General features: G+C 66.6%; 19 protein-coding genes. 8 read left to right on the plus strand and 11 right to left on the minus strand.

Going from position 1 to position 16796, the window contains the following annotated elements:
• Positions 1–74: 74 nt before the first annotated feature.
• The 8 genes from alr to HBF26_RS03040 form a co-directional block, all read right to left on the minus strand.
• Positions 75–1163, minus strand: a complete 1089-nt coding sequence (alr, locus tag HBF26_RS03005; RefSeq protein WP_167122887.1) for an alanine racemase — start codon at positions 1161–1163, stop codon at positions 75–77.
• Between the two features lie 111 nt (positions 1164–1274).
• Entirely contained in the window at positions 1275–2243 is a 969-nt protein-coding gene (locus HBF26_RS03010; RefSeq protein WP_167122889.1) for a CsgG/HfaB family protein, read from the minus strand.
• A gap of 157 nt (positions 2244–2400) precedes the next feature.
• Positions 2401–3159 (minus strand): SGNH/GDSL hydrolase family protein, encoded by a 759-nt coding sequence (locus tag HBF26_RS03015; protein WP_167122891.1) that lies wholly within the window; start codon positions 3157–3159, stop codon positions 2401–2403.
• Positions 3160–3229: 70 nt separating this feature from the next.
• On the minus strand, positions 3230–4645 hold the full coding sequence (locus HBF26_RS03020; RefSeq protein ID WP_167122893.1) for a replicative DNA helicase: 1416 nt from the start codon (positions 4643–4645) through the stop codon (positions 3230–3232).
• A 166-nt stretch (positions 4646–4811) separates the two neighbouring features.
• Positions 4812–5258: a 50S ribosomal protein L9 gene (rplI, locus tag HBF26_RS03025; RefSeq protein WP_167122895.1), complete on the minus strand. Its 447-nt coding sequence runs from the start codon at positions 5256–5258 to the stop codon at positions 4812–4814.
• A 108-nt stretch (positions 5259–5366) separates the two neighbouring features.
• On the minus strand, positions 5367–5597 hold the full coding sequence (gene rpsR / locus HBF26_RS03030) for a 30S ribosomal protein S18 (RefSeq protein ID WP_045830959.1): 231 nt from the start codon (positions 5595–5597) through the stop codon (positions 5367–5369).
• Positions 5598–5612: 15 nt separating this feature from the next.
• The gene (gene rpsF, locus HBF26_RS03035) at positions 5613–6035 is read right to left on the minus strand and encodes a 30S ribosomal protein S6 (protein ID WP_166699056.1); all 423 of its coding nucleotides are present in this window, start codon (positions 6033–6035) and stop codon (positions 5613–5615) included.
• Between the two features lie 243 nt (positions 6036–6278).
• Positions 6279–6602: a HesB/IscA family protein gene (locus HBF26_RS03040; RefSeq protein ID WP_167122897.1), complete on the minus strand. Its 324-nt coding sequence runs from the start codon at positions 6600–6602 to the stop codon at positions 6279–6281.
• Between the two features lie 124 nt (positions 6603–6726).
• On the opposite strand from HBF26_RS03040, the gene asnS reads away from it, so the two are divergent.
• The 6 genes from asnS to HBF26_RS03070 are packed head-to-tail and all read left to right on the plus strand — an operon-like array spanning position 6727 to position 11987.
• A complete protein-coding gene (gene asnS / locus HBF26_RS03045; RefSeq protein ID WP_167122899.1) occupies positions 6727–8130 on the plus strand; it encodes an asparagine--tRNA ligase in 1404 nt (467 codons plus the stop codon).
• A gap of 14 nt (positions 8131–8144) precedes the next feature.
• A complete protein-coding gene (locus HBF26_RS03050; protein ID WP_167122901.1) occupies positions 8145–8963 on the plus strand; it encodes a MalM family protein in 819 nt (272 codons plus the stop codon).
• A gap of 5 nt (positions 8964–8968) precedes the next feature.
• Positions 8969–9301: a hypothetical protein gene (locus HBF26_RS03055; RefSeq protein WP_167122903.1), complete on the plus strand. Its 333-nt coding sequence runs from the start codon at positions 8969–8971 to the stop codon at positions 9299–9301.
• Positions 9302–9330: 29 nt separating this feature from the next.
• Positions 9331–10119 carry an SDR family oxidoreductase gene (locus HBF26_RS03060; protein WP_167122905.1) on the plus strand — a complete coding sequence of 263 codons (789 nt, stop codon included), beginning with the start codon at positions 9331–9333 and terminating at the stop codon, positions 10117–10119.
• Between the two features lie 7 nt (positions 10120–10126).
• Positions 10127–11578 carry an aldehyde dehydrogenase gene (locus HBF26_RS03065; RefSeq protein WP_167122907.1) on the plus strand — a complete coding sequence of 484 codons (1452 nt, stop codon included), beginning with the start codon at positions 10127–10129 and terminating at the stop codon, positions 11576–11578.
• A complete protein-coding gene (locus tag HBF26_RS03070; protein WP_167122909.1) occupies positions 11568–11987 on the plus strand; it encodes a RidA family protein in 420 nt (139 codons plus the stop codon). The genes HBF26_RS03065 and HBF26_RS03070 overlap by 11 nt, the downstream gene beginning before the upstream one ends.
• A gap of 122 nt (positions 11988–12109) precedes the next feature.
• Here HBF26_RS03070 and hutG read toward each other — a convergent pair whose 3' ends face one another.
• Positions 12110–12901 carry an N-formylglutamate deformylase gene (gene hutG, locus HBF26_RS03075; RefSeq protein ID WP_167122911.1) on the minus strand — a complete coding sequence of 264 codons (792 nt, stop codon included), beginning with the start codon at positions 12899–12901 and terminating at the stop codon, positions 12110–12112.
• Between the two features lie 16 nt (positions 12902–12917).
• Positions 12918–14279: a glutathione-disulfide reductase gene (gene gorA, locus HBF26_RS03080; RefSeq protein WP_167122913.1), complete on the minus strand. Its 1362-nt coding sequence runs from the start codon at positions 14277–14279 to the stop codon at positions 12918–12920.
• 146 nt (positions 14280–14425) lie between these two features.
• Here gorA and HBF26_RS03085 point away from each other — a divergent pair, with 146 nt between their 5' ends.
• Positions 14426–14830 (plus strand): globin, encoded by a 405-nt coding sequence (locus HBF26_RS03085; protein WP_167122915.1) that lies wholly within the window; start codon positions 14426–14428, stop codon positions 14828–14830.
• An 18-nt stretch (positions 14831–14848) separates the two neighbouring features.
• On the opposite strand, the gene HBF26_RS03090 is transcribed toward HBF26_RS03085, so the two are convergent.
• Positions 14849–16108 (minus strand): NAD(P)/FAD-dependent oxidoreductase, encoded by a 1260-nt coding sequence (locus HBF26_RS03090; RefSeq protein WP_167122917.1) that lies wholly within the window; start codon positions 16106–16108, stop codon positions 14849–14851.
• A gap of 112 nt (positions 16109–16220) precedes the next feature.
• Between HBF26_RS03090 and HBF26_RS03095 the strand changes: the two genes are divergently transcribed.
• The gene (locus HBF26_RS03095) at positions 16221–16793 is read left to right on the plus strand and encodes a C40 family peptidase (protein WP_167122919.1); all 573 of its coding nucleotides are present in this window, start codon (positions 16221–16223) and stop codon (positions 16791–16793) included.
• Positions 16794–16796: the final 3 nt, after the last annotated feature.

The following is a 16796-nucleotide window of genomic DNA, read 5'->3' on the forward strand; positions in this document are numbered from 1 at the left end:
GGAATTCCTCAGGCGAAGCGCCATGTATAGCGCGGATGCGTCGCACAGGGCGATACGCGGCGGCAGGTCTCGCGTCAGGCCTCGTCCTCGACGAACAGCACGCGCCGGGTCATGCCGCAGGTGAGGTCGTAGGAGATCGTGCCGGCGGAAGCGGCCACGGTTTCCACCGGAAGGCCTTCGCCCCAGAGCGTGACCTTGTCGCCTACCCGCGCATCGGGCACGCCACGCAGGTCGAGCGTGATGAGATCCATGGACACGCGGCCGACCAATGGCGCGAGGCGGCCGTTCACGAGCACCGGCGTGCCGGCAGCCGCGCTGCGCGGATACCCGTCGCCGTAACCGATGGCGGCGACGCCGACGGCCATGTCCTCGGGGCACACGTACGTGCCGTTGTAGCCGACACGTTCGCCCCTGGCGAGGCGGTTGATCGCCACGAGGCGCGTGGCGAGCGACATGGCAGGGCGGAAGCCGAAGTCCGAACCGGACCGCCCTTCCACGACCGAAAGCCCATACAACAGGCCACCGGTGCGCACCCAGTCGCCGCGGGCATCGGGCCAGCCCAGCAAGGCGGCGGAATTGGACAGCGCACGCGGGCCCTGGAGCCCCTGGGTGGCATCGCGGAACCGGGCGATCTGCAACGCCGTGTCGCGACCCTCGAATTCCTCTGAGGACGCAAAGTGGGTCATCAACCCGATTTCGTCGTCGATGGCCGGCATCGCGCGCAGGCTGGCGTGAACTTCCCGCACGCGCTCCGGCGCGAAACCGAGGCGATGCATGCCCGTGTCCACCTTGATCCACACCCGCAACGGCCCGCGAGCGGGATCGGCGCGCGCCAGCCAGGGCAGCTGCGCATCGTGGTGGATCAGGGCGTCCAGGCCCAGGCGCTGCATCTCCACGAGATCGGAAGGCGTGTCCGGACCGGACAGCACGACGATCCGTTGCCGATGGCCCGCGGCACGGAGCCGCAAGCCATCGGCAATGGCGGCCACCGCGAACGCCTCGGCATCGCCGTTCAGAGCCCGCGCCACGCGTTCCAGCCCGTGGCCGTAGGCATCGGCTTTGACCACAGCCATCACCTTCGCCGGTCCCGCCATGGCGCGCACACGGGACAGATTGTGGCGCAGGGCGCCGAGGTGGATGGTGGCGACGGTGGTGCGGCTCATGGTGTGTGGGGGGCGACGTGGCAGCGAGAGACCGCCCAGTGTAGCCGCACCCGGCTGGCGCCCGTCGGGCACCGATGTGGCGGCGGGAGGACTCTCCCGCCGCCGACGGCCTCACTTTGCCAGATCGAAATTGACGGACGACACCCACCCCCGGTTGCCGTGTTCGTCTTCCACCTGCCAGATCAGCCCCGCTTTCTCGCCAGTGGGATACACCGTCATCCCGACGTCGAGGAGCCGCACCACCTTGCCCTTCATGGTCGAGTTCTCGAACATGCGTGTGGCGACGCGTATCGTGCCCGACTGGCGCACGTTCGCTGCCGAGGCGTTGTCAGGCATGCCGCCCATCTCGCCCACGAGCCTGGTATACGCGTCGAGGTAGGCCATGGTGATGACCTGACCGATGGTCGTGTTCGAGTAGCCGCCGACACCTGCGCCGAGGCCGCCCTGCGTGCCGTTGAACACCCCCTTGGCGCCGAGGCCGATGTCGTTCTTCTCGCCGTGTCCCTCCGCGAGCGCCACCTGCTCGGACGAACGGACGTCGGTGACGGTGAGCGTGACGTCGGCCGTCTTGGACTGGATGTTGATGGCGCTGACCAACTGGCCGGCACCGCCACCGATGAGACCGCCGGCAATGGCGCTCAACGCGCCGCCGCCGGCGTCGCTGTTGCGGGAGACGAGGTCGGGCACGAGCACGTAATCCGCGGCCTTGATCTGCCCCTTCCCCACGTTTGCGCCGCCACGCAGTTGCCCGCCCGTTGCCAGCTCGCGCTCGCGCATGGCCGCGTCCATGCCCATACCGCGGTCGAGCAGCGTGAAGCAGCCCGACTTGCTGACGAAGACCTTGATGAGCTTGGTGGGCGACGGGAGCTGCTGCTGAGTCCACCAATGCACGCCGCCCTCCGGCTCGATGACGGAGATGCTGCCGAGCTTCCGCGCACATTTCGGTATGGCGGCGACTTTCGCCTCGTGCGCCTTCTGTGAACGGGTGACGAGCGGATTGCCGGCGGTGCAGCCTGATATGGCTATGACGCAGGCAAGCGCGAGCGACACCGTGGCGGCGCGCTTCTGGATGGTTTCCATGATCGATACGGTCCTTGATGCGCCCGGTGGTCCGCCTTGCACGCGGTCGGGCGCACCCACGCGAAGGCATCACGGGGGCGGGATGCTAGATCTTGTCAACCGATTCGTCTTTAGGATGTCGTCCTAAAATTGACCTCCTGGAAACCGCGTCGTGCTGTCAGTGTTCCCCGCGCAGCGCCTCCGCGATGGCTTTCTCCGCCAGCGGCGCCATCACGTCATAGCCCGCGGCATTGGGATGCAGGCCGTCGTAGCTGAGCTCCTTCTTCAACTGTCCGCGCGCGTCCACCATTGCCGTGTAGTAGTCGAGGTAGACGAGGTGCTCGCGCGCGGCGTATGCCTTGATCCACGCATTGAGCGCGAGAATCTTCTGCGGCGGCCGCTGTTTCGTCTGCCCGTTCCCGACGTAGTCGCTCACAGGCATGACGGAGGCGAGGACGACGCGTATGCCGTTCGCTTTCGCCAGTTCGGCCATGGATGCAAGGTTGCCCTCGATCGTTTCCAGCGTCTCCGGCCCCGTGTTTCCTGCGATGTCGTTCGTGCCGGCCAGGATGACGACGGCGGCCGGCTTGAGCGCCACGACGTCGGGACGGAAGCGCAGCAACATCTGCGGCGTGGTCTGCCCGCTGATGCCGCGGTTGACGTAATCGTGCCCCGGGAAGAAGCTGCCGATCTCGCGACCCCAGGCATCCGTGATCGAATCGCCCATGAAGACGACGCGCGGCTGTCCGGACTTCGGAGTGCCGAGCGCGGCATTGTCCTTGGCGTAGCGAGCCAGGTCGGGCCAGTCGTTCAGGCGGCGCTCGATGTCCGCGCGCTGTTCCGCCGTGGGACGCTCGGGCACCACGACCTTCGGGGCTGCCGTGGCTGCGGTTGCCGCGAGAAGGCCCGCGGCCAGGAAAACGTGGGAACGGAACATCGGCACTCTCCATCCGGGACGTGCCGCCGAGCATAGCAAGCGCACCCCGCTACCGGCTCCTACCGGTCGATCAGTCGAAGCTGCCCACGTACGAATCGGGTGCCCAGTTCTCGAACTTCGTGTAGTGGCCGAGGAAGGCCAGCTTCACTGTGTCGGTGGGACCGTTACGCTGCTTGCCGATGATGATTTCGGCCAGGCCCTTGTCCGCCGATTCCTTGTTGTAGTACTCGTCGCGGTAGATGAACATGATGACGTCGGCGTCCTGCTCGATAGCGCCGGATTCGCGCAAGTCGGACATCATGGGCCGCTTGTCGGCGCGCTGTTCCAGCGAGCGGTTCAACTGCGACAGCGCGATGACCGGCACATTGAGTTCCTTCGCCAGGGCCTTCAGGCCGCGCGAAATCTCCGAGATTTCCGTGGCGCGGTTCTCGGAGTTGCCCGGCACCTGCATGAGCTGCAGGTAGTCGATCACGATGAGCCCGAGACCGTGCTCGCGCTGGAGGCGGCGCGCGCGCGAACGCATTTCCACGGGCGACATCGCCGGCGTGTCGTCGATGAAGATCTTCGCGTCGGAAAGCATGGTGATGGCCGAGGTGACGCGCGGCCAGTCCTCTTCCGCCAGGTCGCCATTGCGCAAGTGCTGCGCGTGCACGCGGCCGAGGGAGGAAATGAGACGGAACGCCAGCTGCGACGCCGACATTTCCATGGAGAACACCGCCACGGCCTTCTTGCCGCGCATGGCGGCCGCTTCCGCGAGGTTGAGGGCGAATGCCGTCTTGCCCATGGAGGGACGTGCCGCGACGATGATCAGGTCGGACGGCTGCAGGCCGGAGGTGAGTTCGTCCAGATCGGTGAAGCCGGTGGACAGGCCCGTGAGCTGGCCCCGCTTCTCATAGCGCTCGGTCAGCATGCGGAACGCTTCGGCCGTCGCCTCGCGCACCGACACGATGTCCTTCTTGCCGCGCGCGCCGGATTCCGCGATGCGGAACACACGCTGCTCGGCAAGCTCCATGACCTCCTGCACGCTCTTGCCTTCCGGGCGAAAGCCGTCCTCGGTGATCAGCGTGCCGGCGTCGATCAGCTGCCGGAGCACCGACTTCTCGCGAACGATGTCGCCGTACGCGGCGATGTTGGCGGCGCTGGGCGTGGAGTTCGCCAGCTCCATGAGATACGTGGCGCCGCCGACCATCTCGGCCATGTCGTTGGCGATGAACCAGTCGCCGAGCGTGATGGCGTCGCAAGGCATGCCCTTGTTCGCCAGCTCGTTGATGGCGCGCCAGATGAGGCGGTGGTCGCGACGGTAGAAGTCGTCGTCGGTGAGCTTGTCGGCCACCTTGTCCAGCGAATCCGGCGAAAGCATGAGGCCGCCCAGCACCGCCTGCTCGGCCTCGATGGAATGCGGCGGCACGCGCAATGCGTCGATGGCGGAAGGCTCGCGACGGCGCTTGCGATCGCCGCGCTCACTTCGCTCCGGATTGAAGGACATGGACTACCTCGTGTTGCGGACGGCGCCAGCCGGTGCGGCAGGCCGTGGGGACGATCATACGCGGAGCAGTCTCACACGTTGAGAGGATAACTCTGTGGATAACCTGGGGATGAAACGAAAACGGGCGCCTTGCGGCGCCCGTCGGGTATCGCGGATGGTGCGGAGCTTACGCGCCGACCACCTTGACCTTGACCGTCTGCTGCACGTCGGCGTGGAGGACGATGACGACCTCGTAATCGCCGGTGTTGCGGAACGGGCCTTCGGCCTGGATCACTTCGCTCTTGTCGACTTCCAGACCCTTGGCGGTCAGGGCTTCGGCAACGTCGCGCGGGGTGACCGAACCGAACAGCTTGCCTTCCGGCGAAGCGTTCACTTCGATCGTGACCTCGGCGCCTTCGAGCTTGGCCGCACGGCCTTCGGCACCGGAGAGCTGCTCCTTGGCCTTGGCTTCGTATTCGGCGCGGCGCGCTTCGAACGCGGCGATGTTGTCGGCGGTGGCACGAGCGGCCTTGCCGGTCGGGAGGAGGAAGTTACGGCCGTAACCCGGCTTGACGTTGACCTTGTCGCCGAGGTTGCCGAGGTTCTTCACCTTCTCGAGGAGGATGAGTTCCATGGGATGTTCCTTTCGTTAGCACGGGATGGGCCCCGCGCAGCCAAAACTGGTTGTCCGAGTGTCGTTCACCGGGCGCCCCTCCCATGCATGGGAAGGGCGCGCGGACGATCAGACGTCGTGGTTGTCGGTGTACGGCAGCAGCGAGAGGAAGCGAGCGCGCTTGATCGCGGTCGCCAGCTGGCGCTGGTAGCGGGCCTTCGTGCCGGTGATGCGGCTCGGGACGATCTTGCCGTTCTCCGTGATGTACTGACGGAGGGTGTTGAGATCCTTGTAATCGATCTCCTTCACGCCCTCGGCGGTGAAGCGGCAGAACTTGCGGCGGCGGAAAAACTTGGACATGGCTGTGATCCCCGATTAGTCGTCGCTGTCGCGATCGTTGTCGTTGTCGCGACCGCCACGGCGGTCGTCGCCGTCGCTGTCGTCGTCACGGCGACGCGAACCCTTCTGCTCGTCCTTTTCCTTGCTCTTCAGGATGAAGGACTGCTCGGTGTCGGCTTCGTCGCGACGGATCACGAGGTGGCGCAGGACGGCGTCGTTGAAACGGAAACCCGTCTCGAGCTCGTTCAGGGCGTTCTGCGAAACCTCGATGTTCAGCATCACGTAGTGAGCCTTGGCGAGGTTCTCGATCGGGTAGGCCAGCTGGCGGCGGCCCCAGTCTTCGAGGCGGTGGATCTTGCCGTTGTCGCCTTCGATCAGCGTCTTGTAACGCTCGATCATGGCGGGCACCTGTTCGCTCTGGTCCGGATGGACCAGGAACACGACTTCATAATGACGCATGGTGGCTCCTTGTGGATGCACCCCTTGACGGGGATGGCAGCCTCCCGCGCAGGGCGGTGAGGCAAGAAGACCCTCCTTGGAGAGGGCCAGCCGCGCATTGTAAGGAGAAACCGGGGGTTAGGGCAAGGGGATGGCTATTGTGGGAGCCGGCTATGCCGGCGATCCCGCGGCAGCGGGCACGCTTGCCCCAGCACCCCATCGCCGCTGAAGCGGCTCCCACACAAAGCTGGTCCCGCACGCCTGCTACGAAACGGTGAACGACTCCCCGCACCCGCATTCGCCCGTGGCATTGGGGTTATGGAACACGAACGACGCGTTCAGCCCCTGGCGCTGGAAGTCGATGAGGGTGCCGTCCACCAGGGGGAGGCTCTTGGGGTCGACCACCACGCGGATGCCGTCGATGTCGAGCACCCGGTCGTCCTCGGCGATGTCGGCGGCCAGGTCCACCACGTAGCCGAAGCCCGAGCAGCCCATGCGCTTCACGGCGAAACGAACGCCCGCGGCCTCGGGGGAACGGGCCAGGAAGGCGCGCATGCGGTCGGATGCTGCGGGAGTAATCTGTATCATGAAAACGTTTTCTGGCCGTGGTATATCGATTGAAGCGGTGCCGTTCACGTGGACCTTACATTATCATATAGGGTCGTGCTTCTTACGCGCTGAACATGCGGCGCCTTTTCCGGAGTTTCAATCGATGACGGTGGTAAGCGTCAAGCAGGCTCTCGCCGGCGGCACGGCCGCAGGCGAACACGAGGTCACGGTTCGCGGCTGGGTGCGCACCCTGCGCGAGTCCAAGGGCGGGCTCTCGTTCGTGAACGTGAGCGACGGCTCCTGCTTCGCCCCCATCCAGGTGGTGGCCACCTCCGATCTCCCCAATTATGAGACGGACGTGAAGCGCCTCTCCGCCGGCGCCGGCGTCATCGCCACCGGCAAGCTCGTGCCTTCGCAGGGCAAGGGCCAGGCCTTCGAGATCCAGGCCACCCGGATCGAGGTCACCGGCTTCGTCGACAACCCGCTTACCTACCCCATCCAGCCGAAGCAGCATTCGATGGAGTTCCTGCGCGAGGTCGCCCACCTGCGCCCGCGCACCAACCTGTTCGGCGCCGTGACGCGCGTTCGCCACACGATGATGACGGCGATCCACCGGATCCTGACCGAACAGGGCTTCTTCTGGATCAACACGCCGATCATCACCACCTCCGACGCGGAAGGTGCGGGCGACATGTTCCGGTTGTCCACGCTCGACCTGGCCAACCTGCCCCGCGACGAGAAGGGCGGCATCGATTTCCGCAAGGACTTTTTCGGCCGCGAGGCCTTCCTCACCGTGTCCGGCCAGCTCAATGTCGAGGGCTACGCCCTGGCCATGAGCAAGGTGTACACGTTCGGGCCCACCTTCCGCGCCGAAAATTCCAACACCACCCGGCACCTCGCCGAATTCTGGATGGTGGAGCCGGAGGTGGCCTTCGCCGACCTCAACGACAACGCCGACCTGGCCGAGCTGTTCCTGAAGGGCATCTTCAAGGCCGTGCTGGAAGAACGCCCCGACGACATGGCGTTCTTCGCCGAGCGCGTGCAGCCGGATGCCATCTCGCGCCTGGAAGCCTTCATCGCCAAACCGTTCGAGCGCATCGACTACACGGAAGCCGTGTCGATCCTGCAGAAGTCGGGCAAGAAGTTCGAGCACCCGGTGGCCTGGGGTGTCGACCTGCAGACGGAGCACGAGCGCTACCTCGCCGAGGAACATATCGGCCGTCCGGTGGTCGTCATGAACTACCCCGAACAGATCAAGGCGTTCTACATGCGCCTCAACGACGACGGAAAGACGGTCGCCGCGATGGACGTGCTCGCGCCCGGCATCGGCGAAATCATCGGCGGTGCGCAGCGCGAAGAGCGCCTGGACTACCTCGACCGCCGCATGGACCAGTTCCATCTCGACAAGGCCACCTACGACTGGTATCGCGACCTGCGCCGCTACGGCACGGTGCCCCATGCCGGCTTTGGCCTGGGCTTCGAGCGCCTCCTGGTGTACGTGTGCGGCCTGTCGAACATCCGCGACGCCATCCCCTACCCCCGTGCGGCAGGGAGTGCCGAGTTCTAGCCAGCGAAAAGATCATGATGCCCCCTTCCCTGCTCCGTCCGCTGCTCCTCGCCTTCGCCATCGTGGCGCTGGGCGCTTGCCGCTCGATCGTGCCACCGAACCTCCGCCCGCCGGAGAATCCGACGAACACGATCGATATCGCGCGAAAGGCGCTGGACGAGGCGAACCCCTGCTGCGGCAGCTTCGCGGACCTGTCCTACCAGGACATGTTGCCCTGGCAGCCGCAGCGGTTCGAACTGAACAAGGACAGCCCGGTCGCCAGCCTCAACGGCGACCGCAGCTACTTCCTCGCATTCCGGCTGCCGCAGGGGGCGCAGCTGCCGTACACCATCGCGATGAAGTCGGAGCTCAACGGGCGCTGGCTGAGTTCCAGCTACCTGTTCGCGCCCACCGTGGTACTGCTCGACGACGCCTTCCAGCCGCTGCACTCCGAAGACATCCAGCTGTGCGAATACATCGGCTGGACGAGCGAGACCACCGGTGCTTTCGGCAAGTTCAAGGTGACGGACGACAAGGCCCGCTATCTCGTGGTGTATTCGTCCGCGCAGCAGCAGAAGAGCCAGACTTACTGGGAGCAGTCGCCCACCACCTTCTCGGCCGAGGCGCCGGTGAAGATGAACCCCGCGGGCAGCTTCAAGATCGCCCACGGGCCGGACGGCGTGCTGTTCGTCGGCATGCAGAACAGCACGTACAAGAAGGCCATCAACAACGCGGTCTGCTCCAAGGCCCAGCAGGGTGACGGCGTCATCTCCACCCTTCGCAGCGTGGTCACCACCGACATCCTCGGCGAGGATCCGGAGAAGCGCAGCAAGGACAAGGAAAAGGGCAGCTGATCCTCATGCAGACCGCTGTCTACCTCTATCTCCTGCTCCTGCTCGGCGCGGTCGCTTTCTTTCTCCTGCACTTCGTGGCCCAGTGGCGTTTCACCGCGTTGCTCAGGAAACGCTACCCCGACCAGTGGAAAACCATCGTCGAGGCCGACACCGGCCGGCCGAACGGCATGGCGAACTGGCTGCGGATGCGCCGGGTGCTGCGCTCGGATGCGCCGGCGCTGTTCGACGACGACGACCTGAACCGCTGGCAGCGCGTGTGGCGCCTGGCGCCGTGGTTCGCATGGCCGTGCTGGTTTGCCGCAATGGCGATACAGTGGTGGGCGATGAAACAGGGCTGAGCCCGTCCACCCCTTGAAGGGAGCGCCGCATGGATCTTCGTCTCACCGGTCGCCACGCTCTGGTCTGCGGCGCCTCGCAAGGACTGGGCCGCGCCACGGCCTTCGAACTGGCCGAGCTCGGCGCCAGCCTCACGCTGCTCTCCCGCTCCGCCGACGCGCTCGCCGCGCTCGCCGCCGAACTTCCGGCCAACCATGCCGGGCAGAAACACCGGCACGTGGCCGTGGACATGCTCGATACCGAAGCCCTTGCCGCCACCGTTGCCGATATCGTCGGCGACCGCGCCGTGCACGTGCTGGTGAACAACAGCGGCGGTCCGCCGCCCGGTCCGGTATGGAGCGCAGAGCCCGAGGCTTTCCTCACCGCGTACCGCCAGCACGTCATCGCCGCCCAGGTACTGGCCCAGGCCTGCCTGCCGGGGATGCGCGAAGCGCGCTACGGACGCATCGTGAACATCGTCTCCACGTCGGTAAAGGAGCCGATCCCCAACCTCGGCGTGTCCAACACCACGCGAGCCGCCATCGCGGGATGGGCCAAGACGCTCGCCAGCGAGGTCGCGGCCGATGGCATCACCGTGAACAACGTCCTGCCCGGTTACACGCGCACGCCCCGCCTCGAAGCCCTGGTCGAATCCAGCGTCAAGGCGGGGCGCACCCGGGAGGAAGTGGAAAAGGGGTTACTCGCGAGCGTGCCCGCGGCCCGCTTCGCCGAACCCGCCGAGGTGGCCGCCATGGTGGCCTTCCTCGCGAGCCCCGCGGCCGGCTACGTCAATGGCACCAGCATCGCCGTCGATGGCGGCCGCACGCGCGCGCTGAACTGAGGCGGCCATGCTCGTCCTTGCCAACCTGATCGACGGACGGCCGTGCGCGCCGCTGAGCGGCAACTACCTCGATGTCGTCGACCCGGCGACGGGCCAGGCGTTCGCGCGCTGCCCCGATTCCGGGCCGGACGATGTGGCCGCTGCCGTCGCGGCCGCGAGCCGCGCCGCTCCGGCGTGGTCGCGCCTTTCCGCCGAAGCGCGCGCCCGGTGCTTGCAGCGGTTGGCTGACGCCATCGAGGCCCGCCTGGAACCTTTCGCCGACGCGGAATCGCAGGACAGCGGCAAGCCGCTGGCCCTGGCCCGCTCGCTCGACATCCCGCGTGCCATCGCCAACCTGCGTTTCTTCGCCGCCGCCGCAAGCCAATGGAGCAGCGAATCGCACGCGATGGAACACGGCGCCATCAACTACACACTGCGCCTTCCACTCGGTGTAGTGGGCTGCATCAGTCCCTGGAACCTGCCGCTCTACCTTTTCACCTGGAAGATCGCGCCGGCGCTCGCTGCCGGCAACACCGTCGTCGCCAAGCCCTCCGAGGTCACGCCCTACACCGCCTGGCTACTGGGCACGCTGGTCGAGGACGCCGGCTTCCCGCCCGGCGTGCTCAACATCGTGCACGGCACGGGTCCCGCCGTCGGCGAGGCGATCGTCACGCACGAGGCGGTCAAGGCCATCTCGTTCACCGGCAGCACGCGCACGGGGGTGGCCATCGCGTCCGCCGCGGCGCCGCGCCTCAAGAAGGTGTCCCTGGAACTCGGCGGCAAGAACCCCGCGATCGTCTTCGACGATTTCGATTTCGCCGAGTCCTCCATGGCGACCATCGTACGCTCGGGTTTCGCCAACCAGGGCGAGATCTGCCTTTGCGGCTCACGCCTGCTCGTACAACGGTCAATCTACGAGCGCTTTCGCGACGACTACCTCCGGCGTGTGCGCGCCCTGCGCGTGGGCGACCCGCGCGAGGACGGCAACCAGCTCGGCGCGCTCGTCTCGAAGGCGCACTTCGAAAAGGTGACCGGCTGCATCGAACGGGCTCGCGCCGAAGGGGGCACGGTGCTCACCGGCGGCGGCCGGGTCGATGTCGGCGGGCGGTGCACCGGGGGATGGTTCATCGAGCCCACCGTCATCGAGGGCCTGGCGCCCGACACCGCCACGAACCAGGAAGAGATCTTCGGGCCCGTCGTCACCCTCATCCCCTTCGACAGCGAAGAAGACGCCCTCGAGATCGCCAACGGCACGCCATATGGTCTGGCGGCTTCCGTCTGGACGCGCGACGTCTCCCGCGCGCATCGTTTCGCCGCCAGGCTCGACTTCGGCATCGTCTGGGTGAACTGCTGGATGCTGCGCGACCTGCGCACGCCGTTCGGCGGCAGTAAGCAATCCGGCGTCGGCCGCGAAGGCGGTTTCGAAGCCATGCGTTTCTTCACCGAAGCCAGGAACATCTGCATCGACCATGGCCAATGACATCATCCGCGCCAAGGGCGCGCCTGCCCCGGTGGGGGCCTACCCCCATGCGCGACGCGTGGGCCCGTTGCTGTTCCTCTCCGGCATCGGTCCCCGCGAGCCGGCCACCAATGCCATACCCGGCAACGTCATGGATGCGGAAGGCAACCTGCTTTCGTACGACATCGAGGCGCAGTGCCGTCAGGTGTTCGCCAACGTGCGAACGGTGCTCGAAGCCAGCGGTGCGCGCTTCGAGGATCTGGTGGACGTCACCGTCTACCTCACCGATATCGCCCACGATTTCGCCGCGTACAACCGCCTGTATGCGGAAGCGTTCGCCGGCGTCGATGCGTGCCGCACCACGGTCGAGGTGAACGCCCTCCCGACGCCGATCGCCATCGAGCTGAAGTGCGTGGCGGCGTTGGATTGACGGACCGACGTTGTGGGAGCCGCTTCAGCGGCGATCCCGCGGCAGCGGGCAAGTCTGTCGCGAGCACCCATCACCGCTGAAGCAGCTCCCACACAAGGCCCGCGGCTTACCTCGCCAGCGAGTCACGACGTGCGCGCATGCTCCAGACACGCCTTCAGCATGTCGCCGATGAGAAGCTGCACGTTGGCCGCCTTCGCGGGCAGGTACTCGAACGAATCCTCGTCCATGTAGTTGAGCTGGGAGAGTTCGAGTTGCACGGCGTCGACGCCCTGCCCCGGCTGGCCGTAATGGCGCGTGATGTAACCACCCTTGAAGCGGCCGTTCACGGCATGCGTGTAGTCCGTCTGGCCCTCCAGCAGGGCGGCGAGCTTCGCCTGCAACGCCGGCGAGCAGCTTGCCCCGTCGGCGGTACCGATGTTGAAGTCCGGCAGCCGGCCGTCGAAGAGCATGGGAACGTGGCTGCGGATGGAATGGCCTTCCCACAGCACCACGCGCCCGAAAGCCTTGCGCAGCCGGTTGAGCTCGTCGGCAAGGGCACGGTGGTAGGGCTTCCACCATCGTTTCACCCGCTCGGCGATCTCGTCGGCATCGGGCTCGGCACCTGGCCGGTAGATCGGGTCGCCGCTGAAGAGGATGGTCGGCACCAGGCCGGTTTCGCTCCTGCCGGGGTACAGCGCGTGCCCATCGGCCGGGCGGTTCAGGTCCACCACGTAACGCGAGGCAAAGGGCTTGATGACGCTGGCGCCCATGTCGCGGGCGAAATCGTAAAGCTCGGCCACGTGCCAGTCGGTATCGGGCGACCGGCGCGCCGGCCGCTTCATGCGGGCGGCCAGTTCGTCGGGAATGGCGCTGCCGTTATGCGGAAGGCTGATCAGTAGCGGCGCCGTGCCGCGATGCAGGGTATACGGGCTCATGCCGGCAGTGTACCGCTCAACCGGGCACCCGATCTCCCATCAGCACCATCTCTTCCGACACCGTGGGATGGATGGCCAGCGTGGCGTCCAGGTCGGCCTTGGTCGCGCCCATCTTGATCGCCACGGCAAAGCCCTGGAGGATCTCGTCCACGCCGGGCCCCAGCATCTGCATGCCCACGATGCGGGAGTCGTCGCCCACGCAGATCAGCTTGAACAGCGTGGTCATCGGCCGGTGGGCGAGTGCGAGCTGCATGGGAGTGAACGACTGCTTGTACAGGTGCACCGCGGCGCCATAGCGCTCCCGCGCCTGTTGCTCCGACATGCCGACGGTGCCCAGCGGCGGGTGCGAGAACACCACGCTGGGAATGTTCTCGTAGTCGAGCCTGGCATCCGGCTTGCCGCCGAACAACCGGTCGGCCAGCTTCCGCCCCGCCGCCACCGCCACGGGAGTGAGCTGCATGCGCGGCGTCACGTCGCCCACGGCATACACCCCCGGCACGTTGGTGTTCTGGTAGTCGTCGATCTCCACGTGGCCATGCTCGCCGGTGCGCAGCCCGATGCGCTCGGCATCCAGCGAGGCGGTATTCGAATCGCGGCCCACCGCGAAAATGAGGACGTCGTAGGGTCCCGGCCGTGAGCCGCTGTCGCAGTCGAGCAGAAGCACGCCGTCCTTCTCGTGCGCGGCTTCGATCTGGCAGCCGTAATGGATGTCGATGCCGTGTTTCTGCATCTCCTCACCAAGGACGAAGGCCATCTCTTCGTCGAACCCGCCCATCAGGCGGCCACGTACGTACATGTCCACGTCGCATCCGAGCGCACGCAGCACGCCGGCCAGTTCGACGGCGATGTAACCGCCGCCGACGATCGCCGCGCGGCGTGGGCAGGCGCGCAGGTCGAAGAATTCGTCCGAGGTGATGCCGAGTTCGAACCCCGGCTTGTCGAGCCGGCGCGGCGACGAACCGGTGGCGATGACGATGTGCGGCGCGGTCAGTACTCGCGGGCCCGCCTGGATGCGATCCGGCGCGAGGAAACGGCCGACTTCCCGAACGAGGGTGATGTGCCCCGTATCGAGCGTTTGCGCATATTTTCCGCGGATGCGCTGGATGTATTCGTCGCGGCGTTCGATGAACCGCGGCCAGTCGAGGCTGCCCGGTTTGTCATGGAAGCCGTAGTCGACCGCGATGTACTGCGCTTCGGCCATCTGCGCCGCGTACCACATCGCCTTCTTCGGCACGCAGCCCACGTTCACGCAGGTGCCACCGAGCTCGTTCGGCTCCAGCAACGCCACCTTGGCACCATGTTTCGACGCCCGGATCGCCGCGGCCAGGCCGCCGGATCCGCCGCCGATAACGATGAGGTCGAAGGTTTCCGCGGTCATGCGTGGGTTCCTTGGCGTGGGAACCGCCACCGTAGCAGAACGTCCCGGTGTCGCGCCCGCGCGATACCTTCGGGAAAATTGACCACGCGCAAGAGCTGGCTGGGAATTCCGCGCTACGTTGGCCGCTTTCGGCGACGGGACCCACCATGTCCACCGGCTACAACGATCTGCATACGAGCTACGGCCGCTGCCTGCGCTCGCGCGGTTTCATCGAGCGCGTCTACGAAATCCTCCTCGCCCGCGATCCGCGCATCCCGCCGCTCTTCGAGAAAACCGACTTCCAGAAACAGCACATGGCCCTCCGTCGCGGCATCAGCCTGGCGATTTCATGGGCCGCGGGAGACGGCATGGCGCAGCGCCCTGTCGAAGAAATGATTCGCGTCCACGCACGCATGGGCCGGGCGCCGGTATTGCCCGTGCTGCACGATCACTGGCTGGAGAGCCTCTTGCAGGCCGTGCGTGAGCGCGACGATCAGCTCACGCCCGAGTTGGAGGCGCGCTGGCGCGAAGCCATGAGCAAGGTCACGCACGCGTTTGCCATCGCCTTCTGACGATCGCCGTCTGATGCGTCACAGGGCGAAACGGCCGGGTGCGAAGGGCGCGGGATCGATGGCGGGCGTGGCGCCGGTCAGCAGGTCGGCCAGCAGTTCGCCCGTGGCCGCCGACATGCTGATGCCGAGCATGCCGTGTGCCGTGGCATAGGCAAGGTTCGACCAGCGCGTACTTGTTCCGATGATCGGCACTTCGTCCACGCTCATCGGCCGCCAGCCCCACCACGGCACGACCTCCCCCTGGCCCTCCGGTTCGTGCAGGTACGCCGCGGCACCGCGGCGCAAAGCGTCGATGCGCACGTCGTTGAGCCCGGGCTCGAAGCCCGAGAACTCCATCGTGCTGCCGAGCCGATAACCAGACCGCCATGGCGTGACGCACACCGCCGCCTCGCGCAACACCAGCGAATGGTGGGGCGCACGCGACGGTGGCCGCTCCCATGTGAGCGAATAACCCTTGCCCGGCTGCATCGGCAAGCGGATGTCGAGCAGGCGGCCCACCAACGGCGACCACGCACCGAGCGCCATCACCACACGCTCCCCGCCGAAGACGCCGCCGGTGGTGCGCACATGGGAAATCCGGGTGCCGTCGAACACGAACTCGTCCACGCGCGCACCGGTTTCAATCGCACCACCCTGTTCCCGCACGCGCCGCGCCAACTCGGCCACGTACTGGTCGGGCCGCAAGCGCGCGTCGCCCGGGTGCAACAACGCGCCGGCCACGCCTTCGCGCAGGGCTGGTTCAAGCGCCAGCGCCGCATCGCCGTCGAGCTCGCTCACTTCCATACCGAGCCGCCGCAGCAGATCGACGTGGGGGCGATCCGCGAGCAGCGTCCTGGCATCGCGATAGACGTAGAGCTCGCCCGTCGATTCGAATTCGCAGTCCAGCCCCTCATTCGCGACGAGGTCGTCGAGCAAGGCACGCGACCGCGAGAGGATCGCCCCGCGCGCCTCGCCGGCGCGTTCGAAGTCGCGCCAGTTGCATCGCCGGGCGAAGCCCAGCAACCAGCGCGCCCTCGCCGCGTCGGGCCGGGGGTTCACGTAGAGCGGTGCGTCCCGCCGCAGCAGCGAGCGCAAGGCCACGCCCACCATGCCCGGCATGGTCAGCGGCGCGGCGTGACTCGGCGTCACGGTGCCGCAATTGCCATGCGAACTCCCGCTGCCCGGAAGTCCTTGTTCCAGCACGCGAACGCTGGCGCCTCTCTTCAGCAGATAGAGCGCGCAGGCAAGCCCTATCACGCCCCCGCCGAGGATCAGCACGTCACTTTGGGATCGGTCCATTCCCCATTCTAGCGCCCCATACGGCAGATGAATTCGCGCGCTTTGGCAGGTATTCCGTGCAACTTATTGATTTGATACTCTCGTTCCCGCCTGAGATGGACAGGACCGCGCCATGATTCCAGCCCCTTACCGCCCCAGCTTCCGAAGCCTCGCCGGCGTCGCGACCGTGACGGCGCTGGCCATGTTCCTTGCCGCCTGCGGCAGTGCGCCCCACAAGCCGTCGTCGTCGCAGCGCCGCAATCCGGCCTCGGCGGTGCCTATCGCGAAGAACCTGAACTGGTCCATGGCCCCCGCCGCCGCACCGCCGGCGGACGCGGCCAACGACGTGCTGTTCCGCGCCATCGGCCTGGTCGGCACCCCTTACCGCTGGGGTGGCAACACGCCGCAGGGCGGCTTCGACTGCAGCGGCCTCATCAACTACATCTACATGACCTCCACCGGCCTGCGCCTGCCGCGCACGTCCGCCGAGATGGCGGCCCTCGACAAGCCCAAGGTTCGCGAGAGCGAACTTGCCAGTGGCGACCTTGTGTTCTTCGGACGCGGCCATATCACCCACGTAGGCGTTTACGTCGGTAAGGGTCGTTTCGTGCATGCGCCCAACTCGGGCGGCACGGTACGCTTGGACGACCTCGAAGGTGCCTACTGGAAAGAGAACTTCGCCTATGGCCGGCGGGTTCTCAACTGATCC

The sequence above is a fragment of the Luteibacter jiangsuensis genome, from assembly GCF_011742555.1.
Lineage (GTDB): Bacteria > Pseudomonadota > Gammaproteobacteria > Xanthomonadales > Rhodanobacteraceae > Luteibacter > Luteibacter jiangsuensis.

What these genes read in the sequence shown, in the direction of transcription:
- alr (WP_167122887.1), bottom strand. Translation starts at nt 1,163, where the DNA reads ATGAGCCGCACCACCGTCGCCACCATCCACCTCGGCGCCCTGCGCCAC.
- HBF26_RS03010 (WP_167122889.1), bottom strand. Translation starts at nt 2,243, where the DNA reads ATGGAAACCATCCAGAAGCGCGCCGCCACGGTGTCGCTCGCGCTTGCC.
- HBF26_RS03015 (WP_167122891.1), bottom strand. Translation starts at nt 3,159, where the DNA reads ATGTTCCGTTCCCACGTTTTCCTGGCCGCGGGCCTTCTCGCGGCAACC.
- HBF26_RS03020 (WP_167122893.1), bottom strand. Translation starts at nt 4,645, where the DNA reads ATGTCCTTCAATCCGGAGCGAAGTGAGCGCGGCGATCGCAAGCGCCGT.
- rplI (WP_167122895.1), bottom strand. Translation starts at nt 5,258, where the DNA reads ATGGAACTCATCCTCCTCGAGAAGGTGAAGAACCTCGGCAACCTCGGC.
- rpsR (WP_045830959.1), bottom strand. Translation starts at nt 5,597, where the DNA reads ATGTCCAAGTTTTTCCGCCGCCGCAAGTTCTGCCGCTTCACCGCCGAG.
- rpsF (WP_166699056.1), bottom strand. Translation starts at nt 6,035, where the DNA reads ATGCGTCATTATGAAGTCGTGTTCCTGGTCCATCCGGACCAGAGCGAA.
- HBF26_RS03040 (WP_167122897.1), bottom strand. Translation starts at nt 6,602, where the DNA reads ATGATACAGATTACTCCCGCAGCATCCGACCGCATGCGCGCCTTCCTG.
- asnS (WP_167122899.1), top strand. Translation starts at nt 6,727, where the DNA reads ATGACGGTGGTAAGCGTCAAGCAGGCTCTCGCCGGCGGCACGGCCGCA.
- HBF26_RS03050 (WP_167122901.1), top strand. Translation starts at nt 8,145, where the DNA reads ATGATGCCCCCTTCCCTGCTCCGTCCGCTGCTCCTCGCCTTCGCCATC.
- HBF26_RS03055 (WP_167122903.1), top strand. Translation starts at nt 8,969, where the DNA reads ATGCAGACCGCTGTCTACCTCTATCTCCTGCTCCTGCTCGGCGCGGTC.
- HBF26_RS03060 (WP_167122905.1), top strand. Translation starts at nt 9,331, where the DNA reads ATGGATCTTCGTCTCACCGGTCGCCACGCTCTGGTCTGCGGCGCCTCG.
- HBF26_RS03065 (WP_167122907.1), top strand. Translation starts at nt 10,127, where the DNA reads ATGCTCGTCCTTGCCAACCTGATCGACGGACGGCCGTGCGCGCCGCTG.
- HBF26_RS03070 (WP_167122909.1), top strand. Translation starts at nt 11,568, where the DNA reads ATGGCCAATGACATCATCCGCGCCAAGGGCGCGCCTGCCCCGGTGGGG.
- hutG (WP_167122911.1), bottom strand. Translation starts at nt 12,901, where the DNA reads ATGAGCCCGTATACCCTGCATCGCGGCACGGCGCCGCTACTGATCAGC.
- gorA (WP_167122913.1), bottom strand. Translation starts at nt 14,279, where the DNA reads ATGACCGCGGAAACCTTCGACCTCATCGTTATCGGCGGCGGATCCGGC.
- HBF26_RS03085 (WP_167122915.1), top strand. Translation starts at nt 14,426, where the DNA reads ATGTCCACCGGCTACAACGATCTGCATACGAGCTACGGCCGCTGCCTG.
- HBF26_RS03090 (WP_167122917.1), bottom strand. Translation starts at nt 16,108, where the DNA reads ATGGACCGATCCCAAAGTGACGTGCTGATCCTCGGCGGGGGCGTGATA.
- HBF26_RS03095 (WP_167122919.1), top strand. Translation starts at nt 16,221, where the DNA reads ATGATTCCAGCCCCTTACCGCCCCAGCTTCCGAAGCCTCGCCGGCGTC.